Genomic DNA, 17,732 nt, shown 5'->3' on the forward strand with positions numbered 1-17,732 from the left:
GATTTTTTATGTTTACACCTTTCTGATGCAACCTTATTTCTATAAAGTGATACTCTCATTTATGTGTCTAACCCTAATTTATGCCCTGAAATAGCATAATATAATATCAATCCATAACAAGGAAACAATATCCAATAACTAGCAGTACTTGCTTCAGATAACGCCATAGTTTCCTCAATTCCTTGTCGCATCAATTCACTTTTTTTAACATCTACTAGTTTTCCATATAAAGGAGGAATCATAGCTCCTCCTGCAATTGCCATGATTAATAATGCTGAAGCTGTTTTTGTAAACTTCCCTAACCCTTCTAAAGTCAAAGGCCATACAGCCGGCCAAACCAATGCATTAGCAATTCCTAGTGCTGCCACAAATAATACAGATAAAAAACCTGTACTAAATAAAATACATGCCGTAAATATTATGCCTAAAACTGCGCTTATTTTCAACGCCAAAGCTTGGCTAATATACTTAGGAATTGCAATGGCTCCTAAAGCATAAGTAACTACCATCGCCATCAAAGTAAATGTTGTAAAAAATTTAGCATCTGTTCCTGGAATCCCTAAAGAAATTCCGTAAGCAATAATAGTATCTCCCGCAATAACTTCAGCGCCTACATATACAAATAGAGTAGCAACCCCTAACCATAAATGCGGAAACTGAAAAATACTCGTTTTGCTTTCTTTTCCTTTATTCTCTTGCTCCATAGATACAGCTTCTACATGTGGTAACGGTGCTTTCCTAATTAAAATTCCTAAAACCAATAATACGGCTGCCATGATGATATATGGCAATACAACACTATCTGCCATAATATCTAATAAACGATCTTTTTCTTCTGTATTTACTGTTTGTAATTCCTCTTTAATCTTATCTATTCCTGATAATAAAATTGCTCCAAAAATAAGTGATCCCAAAGCTCCTGCTACCTTATTAGCTATTCCCATTATTGCAATACGTTTTGCAGCACTTTCAATAGGACCTAAAATGGTTATATATGGATTTGAAGCTGTTTGTAATAAAGTCATTCCAACTCCTTGAATAAAAATAGCTACTAAAAATAGCCAATAAGTCCTTGCCCCTGCTGCTGGTATAAAAATTAATGCACCTACCGCCATAATAATCAATCCTAAAGACATTCCATTTTTATATCCCGTTTTATGAATTACATACGAAGCTGGCAATGCCATCAGTACAAAAGAAATATAAGATGCTGATGCTACTAAATAAGACTGAGCATCAGTTAATTCATTAATCGTTTTCATAAAAGGAATCAAAGCCCCATTTATCCAAGTTACAAAACCAAAAATAAAGAACAACCCGGCGATAATAAGAACAGGAATCATCATTCCTTTATTTTCTGATTTTTTTTGCTGTAATTCTGACATAATTAATTGTAAAGTTTAGTAGTTTAATCAAGCTATTACCTTTATAAAGAAAAGTAACAACAAGCAAAATACTTATTTTCTTTATTAAAACAGCTTTTTTCTGCGAATCATTCTCTTTAATCCATCTCTGTTTGTAAAATAATCTGTTTTGCTTGACTTATATATTTTCTTCCTATCGGAATTCTTACCGTTCCTATTTCTACTGAATTCCCCTCTATCGACTTTACCTTCTCTAAAGAAATAATATAAGATCGATGAATTCTCAAAAACTTTTGACTAGGCAACTCTTCTAAAATATTTGTTAGTGATTTATGTACAATATAATTTCCTTCTTCTGTATATACCTTTATATAATCCTTTAAGCTTTGTATGTATAACATATTTCACTTTAACCAACTTTTTTTCTACTTTTAAAAATATAAAAGAATCTTGATCTCCCACATTCTGGACTATATTCTTTGTCAAATACAATTGTTGAGTTACCTTATTAATTGCTTTTAAAAACCGAGGAAAAGGAATAGGCTTTACTAAATAATCCAAAACATTCAAATCATAACTTTCAGCAGCATACTCTCTATAAGCCGTAGTCACAATTACATATGGTTTTACAGATATGCTTCTTAAAAACTCCAGACCGTTCATCCTTGACATGTTAATATCTAAAAACATCACATCTACTTTTTCTACTTCTAAAACAGGCAATGCCTCAATAGGATTTGTAAAAGTTCCTATAACTACTATCTGTCGGAGCTCTTGCAAATGGTTCTTTATCACCTTTACTGCTAAAGGTTCATCATCAATAATAATACAACTAATTCTCATTTTTTATACATTAAATCCTATATCTCTCTTATATACTAAACAGGAATTGTTAGCTCCACCACATAGTTATTTTTTTCCACCATCGTTTGTAAAGAAAAACGATCCTTAAAAAGTAATGCCAATCTCCTTCTGATGTTTTCATTTCCTATTCCATGTTGTTGTTCTTGATTTACTAACGGATTACAATTATTAATTACCCTAAATTTTAAATTTCCATTTTTAGTCTTCTTAAATAAAACTACTATTACGAGCTTATTTTCCTCTCCTATTCCATGCTTAAAACAATTCTCTATAAAAGATAAATACAACAAAGGCGGTACCTTATCCTCTACTATGCTTCCTTCAATCTGCATTTTTGTAATAACCCTGCTTCCATGCCTTAAGGTTTCCAAATCAATATAATTCTGAATATATCTTATTTCTTTATGAATGCTTACTGTTGGTGCTTTCGCTTCATAAAGAATATACTCCATAATTTCAGATAGCTTTAACACTGTTTCTGGCGCTTTTGACGATTTTTCTAATGTTAAAGCATATAAACTATTTAACGTATTAAAAAAAAAGTGAGGTTGAATTTGAGCTTTTAAAAACTCCAACTCTGTTTTTAACTGGATTGCTTTTAATGCTTCATTTTTATCCTTTTCGTAAATCCAATCTACTGTTAACTTAATAGCTGTTGCTAATGCCACTACATAAAGCTCTCCTATAGTAACTGCTATAAAATGATTTATAATAAACGCTTGTTGGCCTCCTACTGCTTCCGTCCATATATTTTTAGTTACCAAAACATAATTTAACCCTGTTCTTATAACATATAATAACAACAAAGAAATCAATAAATATATGATGTAAACACTGTATCTTTTCGTTAATAAATACCTAGGGATAAAATAGTATAAATTAACATACACTATAATTATATGCAATGGAAACTCGACTAAATTGGATTTGAATGAATACCAATAATTATCAAAATAGCTACCCCAACGAATAACATTAAAAGAAAAATATCCTATCCAAAACAACACATGGTATTTCCTTCTTATAGTGGCTTCCGTGTACTTAAGAAAATGTGTATTCAAGGGAATTTATTGGGAATTTTCGATGTTATTATTTTAATAGTGGGGAATTTAATATCTTTTTCCTTTGAAAGCAAGAAAAAACGGATCGTAATACTCATTCAAAAAATCTTCCTGTGGTTTACAGGAAGATTTTATTTTAAAACTATTTAGTCCTACAGTACACTGAATATCCTTATAGAATTCTATAAGACTAAAAGAGTCATAACGTTCATATAAACATTTTCTACCTATAATTCGGTAAAGAAAATTCAAAAGCACTTCCTTGATTTAAGTAACTTCTCACCTCAATCTTTGTTTTATGTAACTCCATTATTTTTTCAACAATAGCCAAGCCCAAACCAACTCCCTCTTTTTTATATTTAGTTTCCGTTTGAGCAAATCTTCTAAAAATAAGCTTTCTATTCTCTTTATTAATTCCTGAACCTGAATCCTTAATTCTAACTTTCACCTTATCGTTATCATTAAACAATATGATTCTTATCTTTCCTTTAGAAGGAGTAAATTTAATCGCATTATCCATAAGGTTTAGTATGGCTCTTTCAATGAGCATACTGTCTCCTTTTACTAACGGAATCAACCCCGCTGCTTCTACAAAAATTTTAATTTCTTTCTCCTTCGCCAACAAATCATAACGTTTTTTTATTCCATACACTAAATCTTCTATAGAAAAAGGAATTGTTTCTGGTTCTATTTGCTTAGCTTCTAACTTAGAATACTCAAAGAGCTGCGATACCAACTTCTTCAAATAATCAGTGCTCTTTTCTATAATTTGAATATATTGCTTCCTATCTAAAGAAGTTATCGTATTTTCTTTCATTTGAAGGGTTTCAATATAGCCTTGCATCGTTGTTAAAGGACTCCTTAAATCATGGCATATATTTGCTATCAGCTCTCTTCTTAAAGAATCTACCGCTTTCATTTCTTCTATGTTTTTAGAAATAATATTTGCCATATTATTGTATGTTACAGCTAAAATACTTAAGTCTGAAGTTTCTGCATTTTTTATTCGACAAGACAAATCTCCCTCACTAAAGCGATTGACGCAAAAAATGATTTTTCTTAAGTTCTTAGTTAAAAAACAAATACATAACCACCCTATAAAAAAAGAAAAAATCATTGTAAGAATTGCTATTTCTGTAATGATCATTAAAAAATAACAAGAAAAAAGAGACTCATTAATCTTTTCAAAAGTTTCTCCTTCTAAAACAATATAAACATAGCCTTTCCTTCCTTCTTTTTCAAAAGGGGCCGCCGAAAATATTTTCTTTTCTCCTTTATTTTTAGGGTCATCTCCTAAAATATAACCTCCTTCATTAATAAACTTTTTAATCGGTTGTAAGCTTACTTTTTTCAAAGGTTCAGAGCTATTCGAATGGTCCAATACAACAGAGTATAAAATTTCGCCTTTTTCACTCAATAAATATACTTCAATAGCTCTATTTACGGCCATCATATCATGCATTAAATCGTCAAAAAGAAGCTTATTTACCTTTCCATTTTTTAAAAATGGAGAATGGTACTTAAACTTTTCTTCTACTAAATGATTGGCCACATTTGCATTTAATTTTTGAGAGGTCTCATTATAAAACTTCTGGCTGAAATACAACGTTGTTGCTACGTATATTCCTCCCATTAAAACTATAATTAGCGAGAATGCCAATATAAGTTTTTTTATCAGCCTATCTGAAAGGGTTTTTGAAGATCTCATTAAATTTCTTCATTAAATTTATACCCTACTCCCCAACGCGTAATAATATATTTAGGCTTTGTAGTATCTGTCTCTATCTTTCCTCTTAATCTATTTATATGAGAATTAACAGTATGTTCATATCCCTCAAAATCATATCCCCAAATAATTTTTAATAAGTTTGCTCTATTATAATTCTTACCAGGATTAGAAGCCATTAAACTCAATAAATCAAATTCTTTAGGCGATAAATCTACATTTTCTCCATCTACAAGAACTTTCCTTTTATTCAAATCAATACTCAATCCTTGAAATTCTAAAAGCTCCTTTTTATCTTTTTGTTCTCCATCATTATTCATCTTTACCCTTCTCAGTATCGCTTTTACTCTTGATATAAATTCTCTAATACTAAAAGGTTTTGTTATATAATCATCTGCGCCTATTTCTAACCCTAATACTCTATCAATCTCTTCTACTCTGGCACTTAGCATTATAATGGGAGTGTTTAATTTAGCTCTTATTTTTTGGCATACTTCTACTCCATCCATTATAGGCATTGTTATATCCAATACTACTAAATCTGGCTTCTCACTAAATACTAATTCCAAGCCATCTTTACCATTATAGGCTTTACATATTTCAAACTCTAAATCTTTTAAATGAATTTCAAGCAATTTTACGATCTCTTTATCATCTTCTATGATTAATACTTTTTTCTTCATTTTACTTTATGGTTTTTGTTTTAGAATACCAAAAATAGATTTAATTTATTTTTCTATGCTCATGCCTCTTCTAATGACTTCCATAGATGTGATCTTATTTTGATTTTTTCGTGAACTTTTCGTGATACTATTTTAAGTGATTTGCCATATTAAACAAGACATTATTTATAGAACCCCTTCAAGGCTTCTATTTTTTATAGCTGTCTGTATTAAAAAGTATTTAACCCATTTAATATATTATATTATGGAAAAAGAATCAAGTGCTTATGGCATTTATCAAAACAATCAATTCTTTCCTTCCTTAGCTCCTTTTAGCTTTGATAAAAAGGAAATTAGTCATTTAACGCTTAAAGACCAGCTTTTATTTGAACAATATGGAAGCGGAATTAAATTAGCAACACCTTTCTTAAATGTATTAGACGCTTTTGAACATTGGCTTGAATTAATGCCAAATGCAATAGCTGCAGAACATTTGACTGAAAAAATCACCTACAAACAACTAGATGATAAAGCCACTATTTTGGCACTTATCTTAAAACAAAAAGGAGTAAAACCCGGTGATAAGGTTGGTTTATATGTTAGCAGGTCAATATCAATGCTCGTAGGAATTATTGCTACCTTAAAATTAGGTGCCTCTTATATTCCTCAAGATGCCAGAATCGTTCCTAAAAAAATGTTAGGGCAAATTAACGAAGTTTGCAACCTAAAAATCATCCTGTCTTTAGCTCCTTATGAGCAAAACATCCCTTCTTTTAACGGTGAGGAAGTTATTTTTATAGATAAAGAGTTAGAAAACCCTATTTATAAAAACTTATATGGGGATATAAAACTTATTAGGCATAAAAATACTGTTGAAAATCCTATTTGCTTTATTCTTTTTACTTCAGGAACTACTGGAACTCCAAACGGCGTAAAGGTTACACATAAAAACTTGTGTAATATCTTATACAATCCTTCTGGTAATTTAGGAATCCATCCAGGAACTAAAGTTTCTCAAATATTGAATATTTCATTTGATATGTCTGCTTGGGAAATATTAGGTTGCCTAGGGAATGGAGGAACACTACTCATCAGAGATAAAAGTATTAGTGAAACCGCTCAAAAAGCAAATGTCATCATTGCAACACCTTCCATACTTACTACTATTAATCCTGATGAATGTAAACATGTTACCTCAGTTGCCGTTGCTGGAGAGCCTTGCCCTACGGTTCTCGCTCATAAGTGGTCTCAAATATGTGATTTTTACAATTGTTGTGGCCCTACTGAAACCACAATAGTGAATACTATGAAAAAGTGCGATCCTAACATTACCGAACTTTCGATTGGTAAACCTACTCCCAATAATACCGTTTATATACTAGATGAGCATAAAAAACCCCTTCCTATTGGTGAAGTAGGAATTATGTGGGGAGGAGGCGACTGTGTTACCGAAGGGTATATCAATAATAATCTGCTAAATGATACGAGGTATGCTTATGACCCTTTTATCAATGATGGGAGTAAAATGTTTAATACAGGCGATTTAGGAAAGTGGAATGAAGAAGGAGAACTTGTTCACTTCGGACGTGTTGATGATCAAGTAAAAATCAAAGGATTTAGAGTAGAATTAGATGCTATTTCTAAAATTATTGAAAGGTTTGCTGAAGTTAAAAGAGCGGTTACTATCAAACATGAAAACATCTTAGTTGCCTTTTTAGGAGCAATGACTACAATAAATGAAATTAACCTAGCAGCTATAAAAAAAGCCATTGAAGAGGAACTCCCTTATTATTATCTGCCTAGCGAATTTATACTAGTAGATGAATTGCCTAAAACACCTAGAGGTAAAATAGATAAAAGAAAGTTAAGATATTCAATAAAGCATTTATAATATTATGGAAAACATTGTTCTACCACCACAAAAAAATTGGCTTTATAAACTCGGGAAACACCCTCGGTTAAAGCCCTACAATAGAGTATTTATTCTTATAATGGCTGTTAATCTGATTGTATTTACTTTTTCAGTAACAACATGGAATTGGTTTTCAAAAGACGGAATTGCGCTGAATGATATTTCCAATGCAATCTTATTTAATTTTGCTTTGGCCATCTTAATCAGACAACAATATGTAGTCAACTTACTTTTTAAAATTGCTACGAGTGCTCCTAAAAATTGGCCCTTAAGCATTCGTAGAATCTGCGCAAAAATATACCATTTTGGAGGCTTACATAGCGGTGGAGCTACAATGGGAACACTCTGGTATTTTATTTTCGTAGGTTCTTTATACTACCATTACAGTAATGGACTATCTGGCGTAAATACCTTTATCATCTCATTAACCAGTGGAGTACTTCTTTTGCTTGTTTTCATAATCATCATGGCTTTGCCTACTATTCGAGCAAAGTACCATAATAGTTTTGAAGTTACCCATAGAATTGGGGGTTGGTCGGCTTTGCTACTTTTTTGGGTACAAATGATAGCCTTTATTAAAGTGCAAAATCAAGGAGTTGACTTTGACTATATTGCTCTTTTTTCTTCTCTTAACTTCTGGATTCTAATAGCTTTAACAATAAGTGCCATTCTCCCTTGGCTTCGATTGAAGAAAGTTGATGTTCATATTTCAAAACCTTCTAATCATGTAGCACTTGCTGCTTTTGACTATGGAGTTACTCCTTTTGCAGGATCATCAACAGTAATTAGTCGAAACCCTTTATTTGAATGGCACGCTTTTGCTAATGTTCCTTCTCCTAATAAAGAAGGGTTTAGATTAACTATTTCAAGAGCTGGAGACTGGACTGGTAAATTCATTTCTGAAACTCCAAATAAAGTATGGGTCAAAGGAATTCCCACAGCAGGAGTAGGAAATGTTGATAAATTATTTAATAAAGTGGTTTGGATTGCTACAGGAAGTGGTATAGGTCCTTGTATTCCTCATTTACTATTAAACAAAACTCCTTCCTTACTCATTTGGGCTACAAGAACTCCCGAAAAAACCTACGGAAAAGAATTGATTGAAGAAATAAAGGAAGTGCAACCAAATGCTATCATCTGGAATACAGATACTCATGGAAAACCTGACTTAGTAAAATTGGCTTATAAAGCTTACAAAGATTTTGGAGCTGAAGCGGTTATCTGTATTTCTAATCAAAGTTTAACCAATAAGGTAGTCTATGGAATGGAAAGTAGAGGAATTCCTGCCTATGGAGCTATTTGGGATTCTTAAATCAAAACATGAACACATGAATATTTTATTTGAAAGGCAAGGTAGAGTACTTATTGCCGAATTAAATCGACCTAAAGTCAATGCATTGAATACTGAACTAATGCACGAACTAATTGAAGGACTCCAAAAATACGATCGAGATCCCACCATCGGGTGCTTTATTATAAAAGGGAATACCAAATTTTTTTCCGCTGGTGCTGATATTTTGGAAATGTCTACAAAAACTTATGAAGAAATGTTTAACGAAGATTACTTCGCTTATTGGGAATTGTTTTCAAGAATAAGAACTCCTAAAATAGCAGCAGTATCTGGCTATGCGTTTGGAGGTGGCTGTGAACTCGCTATGATGTGCGACTTCATTTATGCTTCTGATAAAGCTGTTTTTGGACAACCTGAAATTAAACTGGGAGTCATCCCTGGAATAGGAGGCTCTCAACGATTAACCAAATTAGTAGGGAAATCAAAGGCAATGGAAATCATATTAACAGGAAGAAGCGTTGGTGCCATTGAAGCTGAAAAGATTGGCTTGGTTTCAAAAGTTTTCAAGCAAGATACTTTCTGGAATCAAGTTCTAGAAAATGCAAATACCATTGCAAATTATTCAAAAACAGCTTCTATTACGGCTAAAGATGCTGTAAATCAAGCGTTGGAGTCTAGCTTAAAAGATGGAATCATTTACGAAAGAAAGATATTCCATGCATTATTTAATACTAAAGATCAAAAAGAAGGCATGAGTGCCTTTTTAGAAAAAAGAAACCCAAATTTTAATTTATAAAAAAAGAAATCATCATGAAAAAATTAATAATCATTGCATTGGTACTGGCATCTCAATTTATATATGCCCAAGAAGAAAAGAAAAAAGAAAAGAAAAAAACGTCATTTGCAATCATGCCAATACACAACAGCGTTGCTGGTTTTAATAATGTTTTTTTAGGCTCTATTGAATTAAAAAAGAATTTAAACCTAACCTTCTATAGTATCTTTTGGAACAATCCTACATTTGGAAACCTACAAACTGGTAGTGACTTATTCTTAGAAACAGGTGTTGGATTAGGCTTTACTGCCGCTAAAGGAAAGTGGTATATTAACCCAACCTTAGGATTTGGACATGGTAAGTTTCTATCAGGTGGAACGGAAACAAGGTTAGCAGAAGGAATCATTCCAAGCATCTTTACTGTTTATAACTCTGGAAGATTTGAGTTAGAAGCATATCTTGCCTACTATAAGAATATCAGAGATGAAGGCAACTCAAGAGATTTACTACTAAATTGGGTAATTCCTGGTGTAAAAGTAACTAATAACTTTTCTGCAGGAGCATTCTTTGAGCAATTCTCTCAGTTACAAACTGATAATAACTTAAACGAAAAGGAAATCTACCAATTTATGGGAGGATATCTAAAGTTTTCATTAAACAATGGAGTTTGGTTCAGATTGGCAGCTGGTCCTAATCTAGCTACTAGCTTAGGAACTTCTAAAGAGTTTTATAAAGTACAAGCCTTTATTCCCCTTTAAAATAATTTTAAATTAAAGTTCGAAAACCACAAAACTTATCTATATAAGCCTTTGTGGTTTTTTCTTGGTTATAAGAGTTCGATTTAAAATAGTTTTAAATAGGTATTTCTTAATATAAACATCCTTATTCATTCATTAAAAACAAATAGAATTATCTAATAAATTTATAGTATTCTTTAATCGAAAATAAGCTAGCATTTTTTTCTTCAAGATTATAGTAATACTACACCTAAAAAACTAATGAAAAAAGGAAACTATTTACTCCTTTCTAAGGGACTTCTATTTACTTTACTATTGCATAAAAGTTCCCTAAAAGAAATTCTTTTCTTTCTATTATGTGACAATGGCATAACTCTATAAAAGCTCCTAAGTCTTAAACAGCCTCCTAAGTCCCTTCTTTTTCTTTAGATATGCTTGTCAGTCCTATAAAAAGGGCTACCAGCCTTTAATATAATTCAAAGGAGTTAGCCTAGTTTAAAACTTAAAAAGCCCTTATATCTAGTATATTCCTTTTGGAAATAAATTCCATAAAAAAAGCTCTTAGTTTTTTAACTAAGAGCTTTAAAAGCAAGGCAACGACCTACTCTCCCACCTGTGGCAGTACCATCGGCGCTAATGGGCTTAACTTCTCTGTTCGGAATGGTAAGAGGTGAGCCCCATCGCTATAATCACCTTAAATCGTTCAGTATATTCCAACTGTAAAAGTTAACATATTAGTAAAAAAATATCCTAATCAAATCATTATAACGAGTCTATCCTCCCCTCACATGGAGGGGAAGACCATACATAAGCCTATGGGTTATTAGTACTACTCGGCTATGACATTACTGCCTTTACACCTATAGCCTATCAACGTTGTAATCTCCAACGACCCTTTAAAGAAATCTCATCTTGTAGTGGGTTTCGCGCTTATATGCTTTCAGCGCTTATCCCTTCCCGACGTAGCTACCCAGCAGTGCTCCTGGCGGAACAACTGGTACACTAGAGGTCAGTCCAACTCGGTCCTCTCGTACTAGAGTCAGATCTACGCAAATTTCTAACGCCCACAGCAGATAGAGACCGAACTGTCTCACGACGTTCTGAACCCAGCTCGCGTGCCACTTTAATGGGCGAACAGCCCAACCCTTGGGACCTTCTCCAGCCCCAGGATGTGACGAGCCGACATCGAGGTGCCAAACCCCCCCGTCGATGTGAGCTCTTGGGGGAGATCAGCCTGTTATCCCCGGAGTACCTTTTATCCTTTGAGCGATGGCCCTTCCATGCGGAACCACCGGATCACTATGCTCTACTTTCGTACCTGATCGACCTGTATGTCTCTCAGTCAAGCTCCCTTATGCCATTGCACTCTTCGCACGGTTACCAAGCGTGCTGAGGGAACCTTTAGAAGCCTCCGTTACTCTTTTGGAGGCGACCACCCCAGTCAAACTACCCACCAAGCACTGTCCTCATTGCTGAGTTAGAATCTAGATAAGCAAAGGGTGGTATTTCAACGATGACTCCACAACCCCTAGCGAGGCCGCTTCTTTGTCTCCCACCTATCCTACACATTACTTATCCAAACACAATACTAAGCTATAGTAAAGGTTCACGGGGTCTTTTCGTCCCGCTGCGGGTAATCGGCATCTTCACCGATACTACAATTTCACCGAGCTCATGGCTGAGACAGTGTCCAGATCGTTGCACCATTCGTGCAGGTCGGAACTTACCCGACAAGGAATTTCGCTACCTTAGGACCGTTATAGTTACGGCCGCCGTTTACTGGGGCTTCATTTCATTGCTTCGCAAATGCTAACAACTCCACTTAACCTTCCAGCACCGGGCAGGTGTCAGGCCTTATACATCATCTTTCAATTTAGCAAAGCCCTGTGTTTTTGATAAACAGTCGCCTGGACCTTTTCACTGCGGCCCTCATTACTGAGGGCGACCCTTCTCCCGAAGTTACGGGTCTATTTTGCCTAGTTCCTTAGCCATGAATCTCTCGAGCACCTTAGAATTCTCATCCCAACTACCTGTGTCGGTTTACGGTACGGGTTCTTATAATCTGAAGCTTAGAGGTTTTTCTTGGAAGCCCTTAGGCACACTATCAACGCATCCGAAGACTTGTTGTACTTTCACATCTCAGCTAGATCCACGGTTTTTCCTATGGGTCCAATACCTAAATGTTTCAACGAACTATTCCGTCAGTTCGCGGTGCTTTCATCACTCCGTCACCCCATCGCAATTATAACAAGTACAGGAATATTAACCTGTTGTCCATCGACTACTCCATTCGGATTCGCCTTAGGTCCCGACTAACCCTCAGCTGATTAGCATCGCTGAGGAAACCTTAGTCTTTCGGTGAGGGGGGTTCTCGCCCCCTTTATCGTTACTTATGCCTACATTTTCTTTTCTATACGCTCCACGCTATCTTACAATTATGCTTCTACGCATATAGAATGCTCCCCTACCACTTTATATATTATATAAAATCCATAGCTTCGGTAATATACTTATGCCCGATTATTATCCATGCAGAACCGCTCGACTAGTGAGCTGTTACGCACTCTTTAAATGAATGGCTGCTTCCAAGCCAACATCCTAGCTGTCTAAGCAGTTCCACCTCGTTTATTCAACTTAGTATATATTTGGGGACCTTAGCTGATGGTCTGGGTTCTTTCCCTCTCGGACATGGACCTTAGCACCCATGCCCTCACTGCTGAAAAACATTTTATAGCATTCGGAGTTTGTCAGGAATTGGTAGGCGGTGAAGCCCCCGCATCCAATCAGTAGCTCTACCTCTATAAAACTTTTATTCAACGCTGCACCTAAATGCATTTCGGGGAGTACGAGCTATTTCCGAGTTTGATTGGCCTTTCACCCCTACCCACAGGTCATCCAAAGACTTTTCAACGTCAACTGGTTCGGTCCTCCACTATGTGTTACCACAGCTTCAACCTGCCCATGGGTAGATCACTCGGTTTCGCGTCTACTACTACTAACTATGCGCCCTATTCAGACTCGCTTTCGCTTCGGCTCCGTATCTGAAATACTTAACCTTGCTAGAAACAGTAACTCGTAGGCTCATTATGCAAAAGGCACGCCGTCACACAGTTAATGTGCTCCGACCGCTTGTAGGCGTACGGTTTCAGGTTCTCTTTCACTCCCTTACTTAGGGTTCTTTTCACCTTTCCCTCACGGTACTAGTTCACTATCGGTCTCTCAGGAGTATTTAGCCTTACCGGATGGTCCCGGCAGATTCATACAGGATTACTCGTGTCCCGCACTACTCAGGATACCACTATAATTATTAATCTTACCTATACAGGACTATCACCTTCTTTGGTTAGTCTTTCCAAACTATTCTAATTCAATTAATAATCAATATTGTGGTCCTACAACCCCATTATTGCCGTAACAACAATGGTTTGGGCTAATCCGCGTTCGCTCGCCACTACTAACGGAATCACTTTTGTTTTCTCTTCCTCCGGTTACTTAGATGTTTCAGTTCACCGGGTTTACCCCTATTGCTAGGTGACATGTCTTCAACATGACGGGTTGCCCCATTCGGATATTTGCGGATCTTAAAATATGTGCTTCTCCCCGCAACTTTTCGCAGCTTATCACGTCCTTCATCGTCTCTGAGAGCCTAGGCATCCGCCATACGCCCTTATTTAGCTTATTGTTCTTTTGCTCTAGTGATTACACTAGAACGAGCTCTTTATATTTATTTATTTTTTTATAAAAATATCTTGTTAATCTTAAGATTAACACTCTATCTTGATTCTTTACGATATCATTTTACCAATATGTCAATGAACGTTTTCAGATTTACATCTGATTGTGGAGAATATCGGAGTCGAACCGATGACCTCTTGCGTGCAAGGCAAGCGCTCTAGCCAGCTGAGCTAATCCCCCATATGAAATTTAGATTATAAAATCCTCAATCTTGTAATGTTGAATCCTCTAACTTCCAGAATTTCCTTTTTTTTTCTAAGTCTTAATTTTGTAGTCTCGGGCAGACTCGAACTGCCGACCTCTACATTATCAGTGTAGCGCTCTAACCAGCTGAGCTACGAGACTGTCTAAGACAGCTTAAGCATATAAATACACTTAAATCATTCTCTTTTTTTTTAAGATCTTAGTCTATATTTTAAAATTAACAGCAAAGAGTAAAACTTCCTTTTGTAACTCACCATCTTTCTCTAGAAAGGAGGTGTTCCAGCCGCACCTTCCGGTACGGCTACCTTGTTACGACTTAGCCCTAGTTACCAGTTTTACCCTAGGCGGCTCCTTGCGGTGACCGACTTCAGGCACCCCCAGCTTCCATGGCTTGACGGGCGGTGTGTACAAGGCCCGGGAACGTATTCACCGGATCATGGCTGATATCCGATTACTAGCGATTCCAGCTTCACGGAGTCGAGTTGCAGACTCCGATCCGAACTGTGATATGGTTTGTAGATTCGCTCTCTGTTGCCAGATGGCTGCTCATTGTCCATACCATTGTAGCACGTGTGTAGCCCAGGACGTAAGGGCCGTGATGATTTGACGTCATCCCCACCTTCCTCGCGGTTTGCACCGGCAGTCTCGCTAGAGTCCTCAGCTTTACCTGCTAGCAACTAACAATAGGGGTTGCGCTCGTTATAGGACTTAACCTGACACCTCACGGCACGAGCTGACGACAACCATGCAGCACCTTGTGAAATGTCCGAAGAAAAAGCTATCTCTAGCCCTGTCATTCCACATTTAAGCCCTGGTAAGGTTCCTCGCGTATCATCGAATTAAACCACATGCTCCACCGCTTGTGCGGGCCCCCGTCAATTCCTTTGAGTTTCAATCTTGCGATCGTACTCCCCAGGTGGGACACTTATCACTTTCGCTTAGTCACTGAGACATTTCCCAACAACTAGTGTCCATCGTTTACGGCGTGGACTACCAGGGTATCTAATCCTGTTCGCTCCCCACGCTTTCGTCCATGAGCGTCAGTAAATACGTAGTAGACTGCCTTCGCAATCGGTATTCTATGTAATATCTATGCATTTCACCGCTACACTACATATTCTATCTACTTCCGTATTACTCAAGTCAACCAGTATCAAAGGCAGTTCCATAGTTAAGCTATGGGATTTCACCTCTGACTTAATCGACCGCCTGCGGACCCTTTAAACCCAATGATTCCGGATAACGCTCGGACCCTCCGTATTACCGCGGCTGCTGGCACGGAGTTAGCCGGTCCTTATTCTTACAGTACCGTCAAATACCTACTCGTAGGTACGTTTCTTCCTGTATAAAAGCAGTTTACAACCCATAGGGCAGTCTTCCTGCACGCGGCATGGCTGGGTCAGAGTTGCCTCCATTGCCCAATATTCCTCACTGCTGCCTCCCGTAGGAGTCTGGTCCGTGTCTCAGTACCAGTGTGGGGGATCTCCCTCTCAGGACCCCTACCTATCGTTGCCATGGTAAGCCGTTACCTTACCATCTAGCTAATAGGACGCATAGTCATCTTCTACCGATAAATCTTTAACTTTAAAACGATGCCATTCCAAAGTGTTATGAGGTATTAATCTTCATTTCTAAAGGCTATCCCTCTGTAGAAGGCAGATTCTATACGCGTTACGCACCCGTGCGCCGGTCGTCATCTGTAGCAAGCTACAATGTTACCCCTCGACTTGCATGTGTTAAGCCTGCCGCTAGCGTTCATCCTGAGCCAGGATCAAACTCTTCATTGTATAATCTTTAATATTATGAATGAATAAGTTTCAAAAGAATTACTTTATTATATAAAGTGGTTATTCTACTCTTTGTTTACGCTGTCAATTTCAATATTTTCAATGAACTTATTATTCTAATCTTTATGCAAACTAAAATAATCTCTTGTAGAAATGTTAGACTCGAACTAACTGATTTTTTTATTTAAAATCTTCCAAATTTCCTTGAACGTTACTCTCTTTTAGAAAGCGGTTGCAAATGTATAACCTTTTTTAAAACTGACAAACTTTTTTTTGAAAAAGTTTTTTTTTAAATTTTAAAAGCTAAAAAATCAACTCCTCGTTATTAAACAAGCGCAAATATAAAACTTTTAAATCTCTCGAAACAAACGTTTTTTAACTTTTATTTAAACATCTACAAACCCAATCTCTCAATGATCTTTGCTAACTTCGCTTATTTGCCCGTTAGCGGCTGCAAATATAGAAACTATTTATACAATAACAAGCCTTTTTTTGCCCTTTTTTATGCAATACAACGCAACTTCATAGAAAACAACACCTTATAGAAGCAAAGTTTTTTATTGCTTCAAAACTAACGAGGGCTAATACCCCTATTCAACCACCACTTTATTTCTATTTGCCTATAGTATTCTCTTAAAAAGAGCGTAAAATATCCTTATAAACAAAAAAAGACTGCCTTCTCAGACAGCCTATTCACAAAAATATTTCACAATAGCTACTCTAACTTTAATATAAATATCCCATTTTACCTTGTTGGAAATCGCGCATCGCCTCCATGATCTCCGTTTGAGTATTCATTACGTAAGGTCCATACTGGGCTATTTTCTCTTTAATAGGTTCTCCTGAAAGAATCAGTAAATTACTCTCTTCTTTTGCTTTTATTCGAATTGTATTTCCATCAAAATTAAATGAGATCATTTGATGTTCTCCTTTTTTCAACCTTCCTTCTCCGTTTATCAAAGCTTCCCCTTCTAAAAGGTACACTAATGAAGCATGATGAACTGGAATATCAATATCTACTTCTTCTGGCGCATTCGTTTTCAAAATAAATACGTTCACTTCTGTTTGAGTTTTTATCCTCCCTTCTATCCCCTGCTGCTTCCCTGCAACCACCTTTAACTTAAACGTTTTTTCCTCATTCTCAACAAATGGAATTTCCTCATTTTTTATGTGCTGATACCCCGCAGGAATCATTTTCTTTGTTGCTGGTAAATTTAGCCATAGTTGAATTCCCTCTAGCTCTCCTCCTTTTTTAATAAATGCTTTACTTGGTCCTTCTGAATGTATTATACCTCTTCCTGCTGTAATCCATTGAACATCTCCTTCTTTCACTAAAATTTCATTACCTAAAGAATCTCGATGTAATTGCTCCCCTTTAAAAAGCATTGTTATTGGTTCAAACCCTCGATGAGGATGAGCTCCTACATCAAAAGGATTGCTAAACTCACTAATTACATAAGGTCCATAATGGTGTAGTAATAAAAATGGATCTATATTTTCTATATGTTTATTTGGTAAGGGTTGCCTTAATTTTATAACTCCCATATTTACTAGCGGGCTCCCCACCTTATAATCTATTCCTTTTAAAACTTTGCTCATAATCCTTTATTTCTA

11 protein-coding genes, 2 tRNA genes and 3 rRNA genes are annotated in these 17,732 nt (G+C 36.0%); 4 read left to right on the forward strand and 12 right to left on the reverse strand.

Going from position 1 to position 17,732, the window contains the following annotated elements:
• Positions 1–59: 59 nt before the first annotated feature.
• The 6 genes from MARIT_RS10265 to MARIT_RS10285 all read right to left on the reverse strand — a co-directional run bounded on the left by MARIT_RS10265 (position 60) and on the right by MARIT_RS10285 (position 5,698).
• On the reverse strand, positions 60–1,385 hold the full coding sequence (locus MARIT_RS10265; protein WP_024742241.1) for a sugar MFS transporter: 1,326 nt from the start codon (positions 1,383–1,385) through the stop codon (positions 60–62).
• A 116-nt stretch (positions 1,386–1,501) separates the two neighbouring features.
• The gene (locus tag MARIT_RS16125; protein ID WP_317042254.1) at positions 1,502–1,765 is read right to left on the reverse strand and encodes a LytR/AlgR family response regulator transcription factor; all 264 of its coding nucleotides are present in this window, start codon (positions 1,763–1,765) and stop codon (positions 1,502–1,504) included.
• Positions 1,695–2,207, reverse strand: coding sequence for a LytR/AlgR family response regulator transcription factor (locus tag MARIT_RS10270; protein ID WP_317042255.1), 513 nt, complete (start codon positions 2,205–2,207; stop codon positions 1,695–1,697). Before MARIT_RS10270 ends, MARIT_RS16125 begins: the two co-directional genes overlap by 71 nt.
• A gap of 35 nt (positions 2,208–2,242) precedes the next feature.
• On the reverse strand, positions 2,243–3,289 hold the full coding sequence (locus tag MARIT_RS10275; RefSeq protein ID WP_231975138.1) for a sensor histidine kinase: 1,047 nt from the start codon (positions 3,287–3,289) through the stop codon (positions 2,243–2,245).
• Positions 3,290–3,512: 223 nt separating this feature from the next.
• Positions 3,513–4,922 carry a sensor histidine kinase gene (locus tag MARIT_RS10280; protein ID WP_231975139.1) on the reverse strand — a complete coding sequence of 470 codons (1,410 nt, stop codon included), beginning with the start codon at positions 4,920–4,922 and terminating at the stop codon, positions 3,513–3,515.
• A 74-nt stretch (positions 4,923–4,996) separates the two neighbouring features.
• Complete coding sequence (locus tag MARIT_RS10285) at positions 4,997–5,698, reverse strand: response regulator transcription factor (RefSeq protein WP_024742245.1); 702 nt, start codon at positions 5,696–5,698, stop codon at positions 4,997–4,999.
• A 244-nt stretch (positions 5,699–5,942) separates the two neighbouring features.
• On the opposite strand from MARIT_RS10285, the gene MARIT_RS10290 reads away from it, so the two are divergent.
• The 4 genes from MARIT_RS10290 (at position 5,943) to MARIT_RS10305 (ending at position 10,413) form a co-directional block, all read left to right on the forward strand.
• Positions 5,943–7,568, forward strand: coding sequence for an AMP-binding protein (locus MARIT_RS10290; protein WP_100211472.1), 1,626 nt, complete (start codon positions 5,943–5,945; stop codon positions 7,566–7,568).
• A gap of 100 nt (positions 7,569–7,668) precedes the next feature.
• Positions 7,669–8,901 (forward strand): ferredoxin reductase domain-containing protein, encoded by a 1,233-nt coding sequence (locus MARIT_RS10295; RefSeq protein WP_197706276.1) that lies wholly within the window; start codon positions 7,669–7,671, stop codon positions 8,899–8,901.
• 16 nt (positions 8,902–8,917) lie between these two features.
• Complete coding sequence (locus MARIT_RS10300; RefSeq protein ID WP_100211474.1) at positions 8,918–9,676, forward strand: enoyl-CoA hydratase-related protein; 759 nt, start codon at positions 8,918–8,920, stop codon at positions 9,674–9,676.
• A 14-nt stretch (positions 9,677–9,690) separates the two neighbouring features.
• Complete coding sequence (locus MARIT_RS10305; protein ID WP_024742249.1) at positions 9,691–10,413, forward strand: DUF6733 family protein; 723 nt, start codon at positions 9,691–9,693, stop codon at positions 10,411–10,413.
• A gap of 567 nt (positions 10,414–10,980) precedes the next feature.
• Here MARIT_RS10305 and rrf read toward each other — a convergent pair.
• The 6 genes from rrf to MARIT_RS10335 form a co-directional block, all read right to left on the reverse strand.
• Positions 10,981–11,089, reverse strand: a 5S ribosomal RNA gene (gene rrf / locus MARIT_RS10310).
• A 106-nt stretch (positions 11,090–11,195) separates the two neighbouring features.
• A 23S ribosomal RNA gene (locus tag MARIT_RS10315) occupies positions 11,196–14,074 on the reverse strand.
• 159 nt (positions 14,075–14,233) lie between these two features.
• Positions 14,234–14,307 (reverse strand) — tRNA-Ala (locus MARIT_RS10320).
• 91 nt (positions 14,308–14,398) lie between these two features.
• A tRNA-Ile gene (locus MARIT_RS10325) sits at positions 14,399–14,472 on the reverse strand.
• 126 nt (positions 14,473–14,598) lie between these two features.
• Positions 14,599–16,118: ribosomal RNA gene (locus tag MARIT_RS10330) — 16S ribosomal RNA — on the reverse strand.
• Together the 16S, 23S and 5S rRNA genes with 2 tRNA genes alongside form the textbook arrangement of a ribosomal RNA operon.
• Before the next feature lie 726 nt (positions 16,119–16,844).
• Entirely contained in the window at positions 16,845–17,717 is an 873-nt protein-coding gene (locus MARIT_RS10335) for a pirin family protein (protein WP_100211475.1), read from the reverse strand.
• Positions 17,718–17,732 lie beyond the last annotated feature (15 nt).

Source organism: Tenacibaculum maritimum NCIMB 2154 (assembly GCF_900119795.1).
Lineage (GTDB): Bacteria > Bacteroidota > Bacteroidia > Flavobacteriales > Flavobacteriaceae > Polaribacter > Polaribacter maritimus.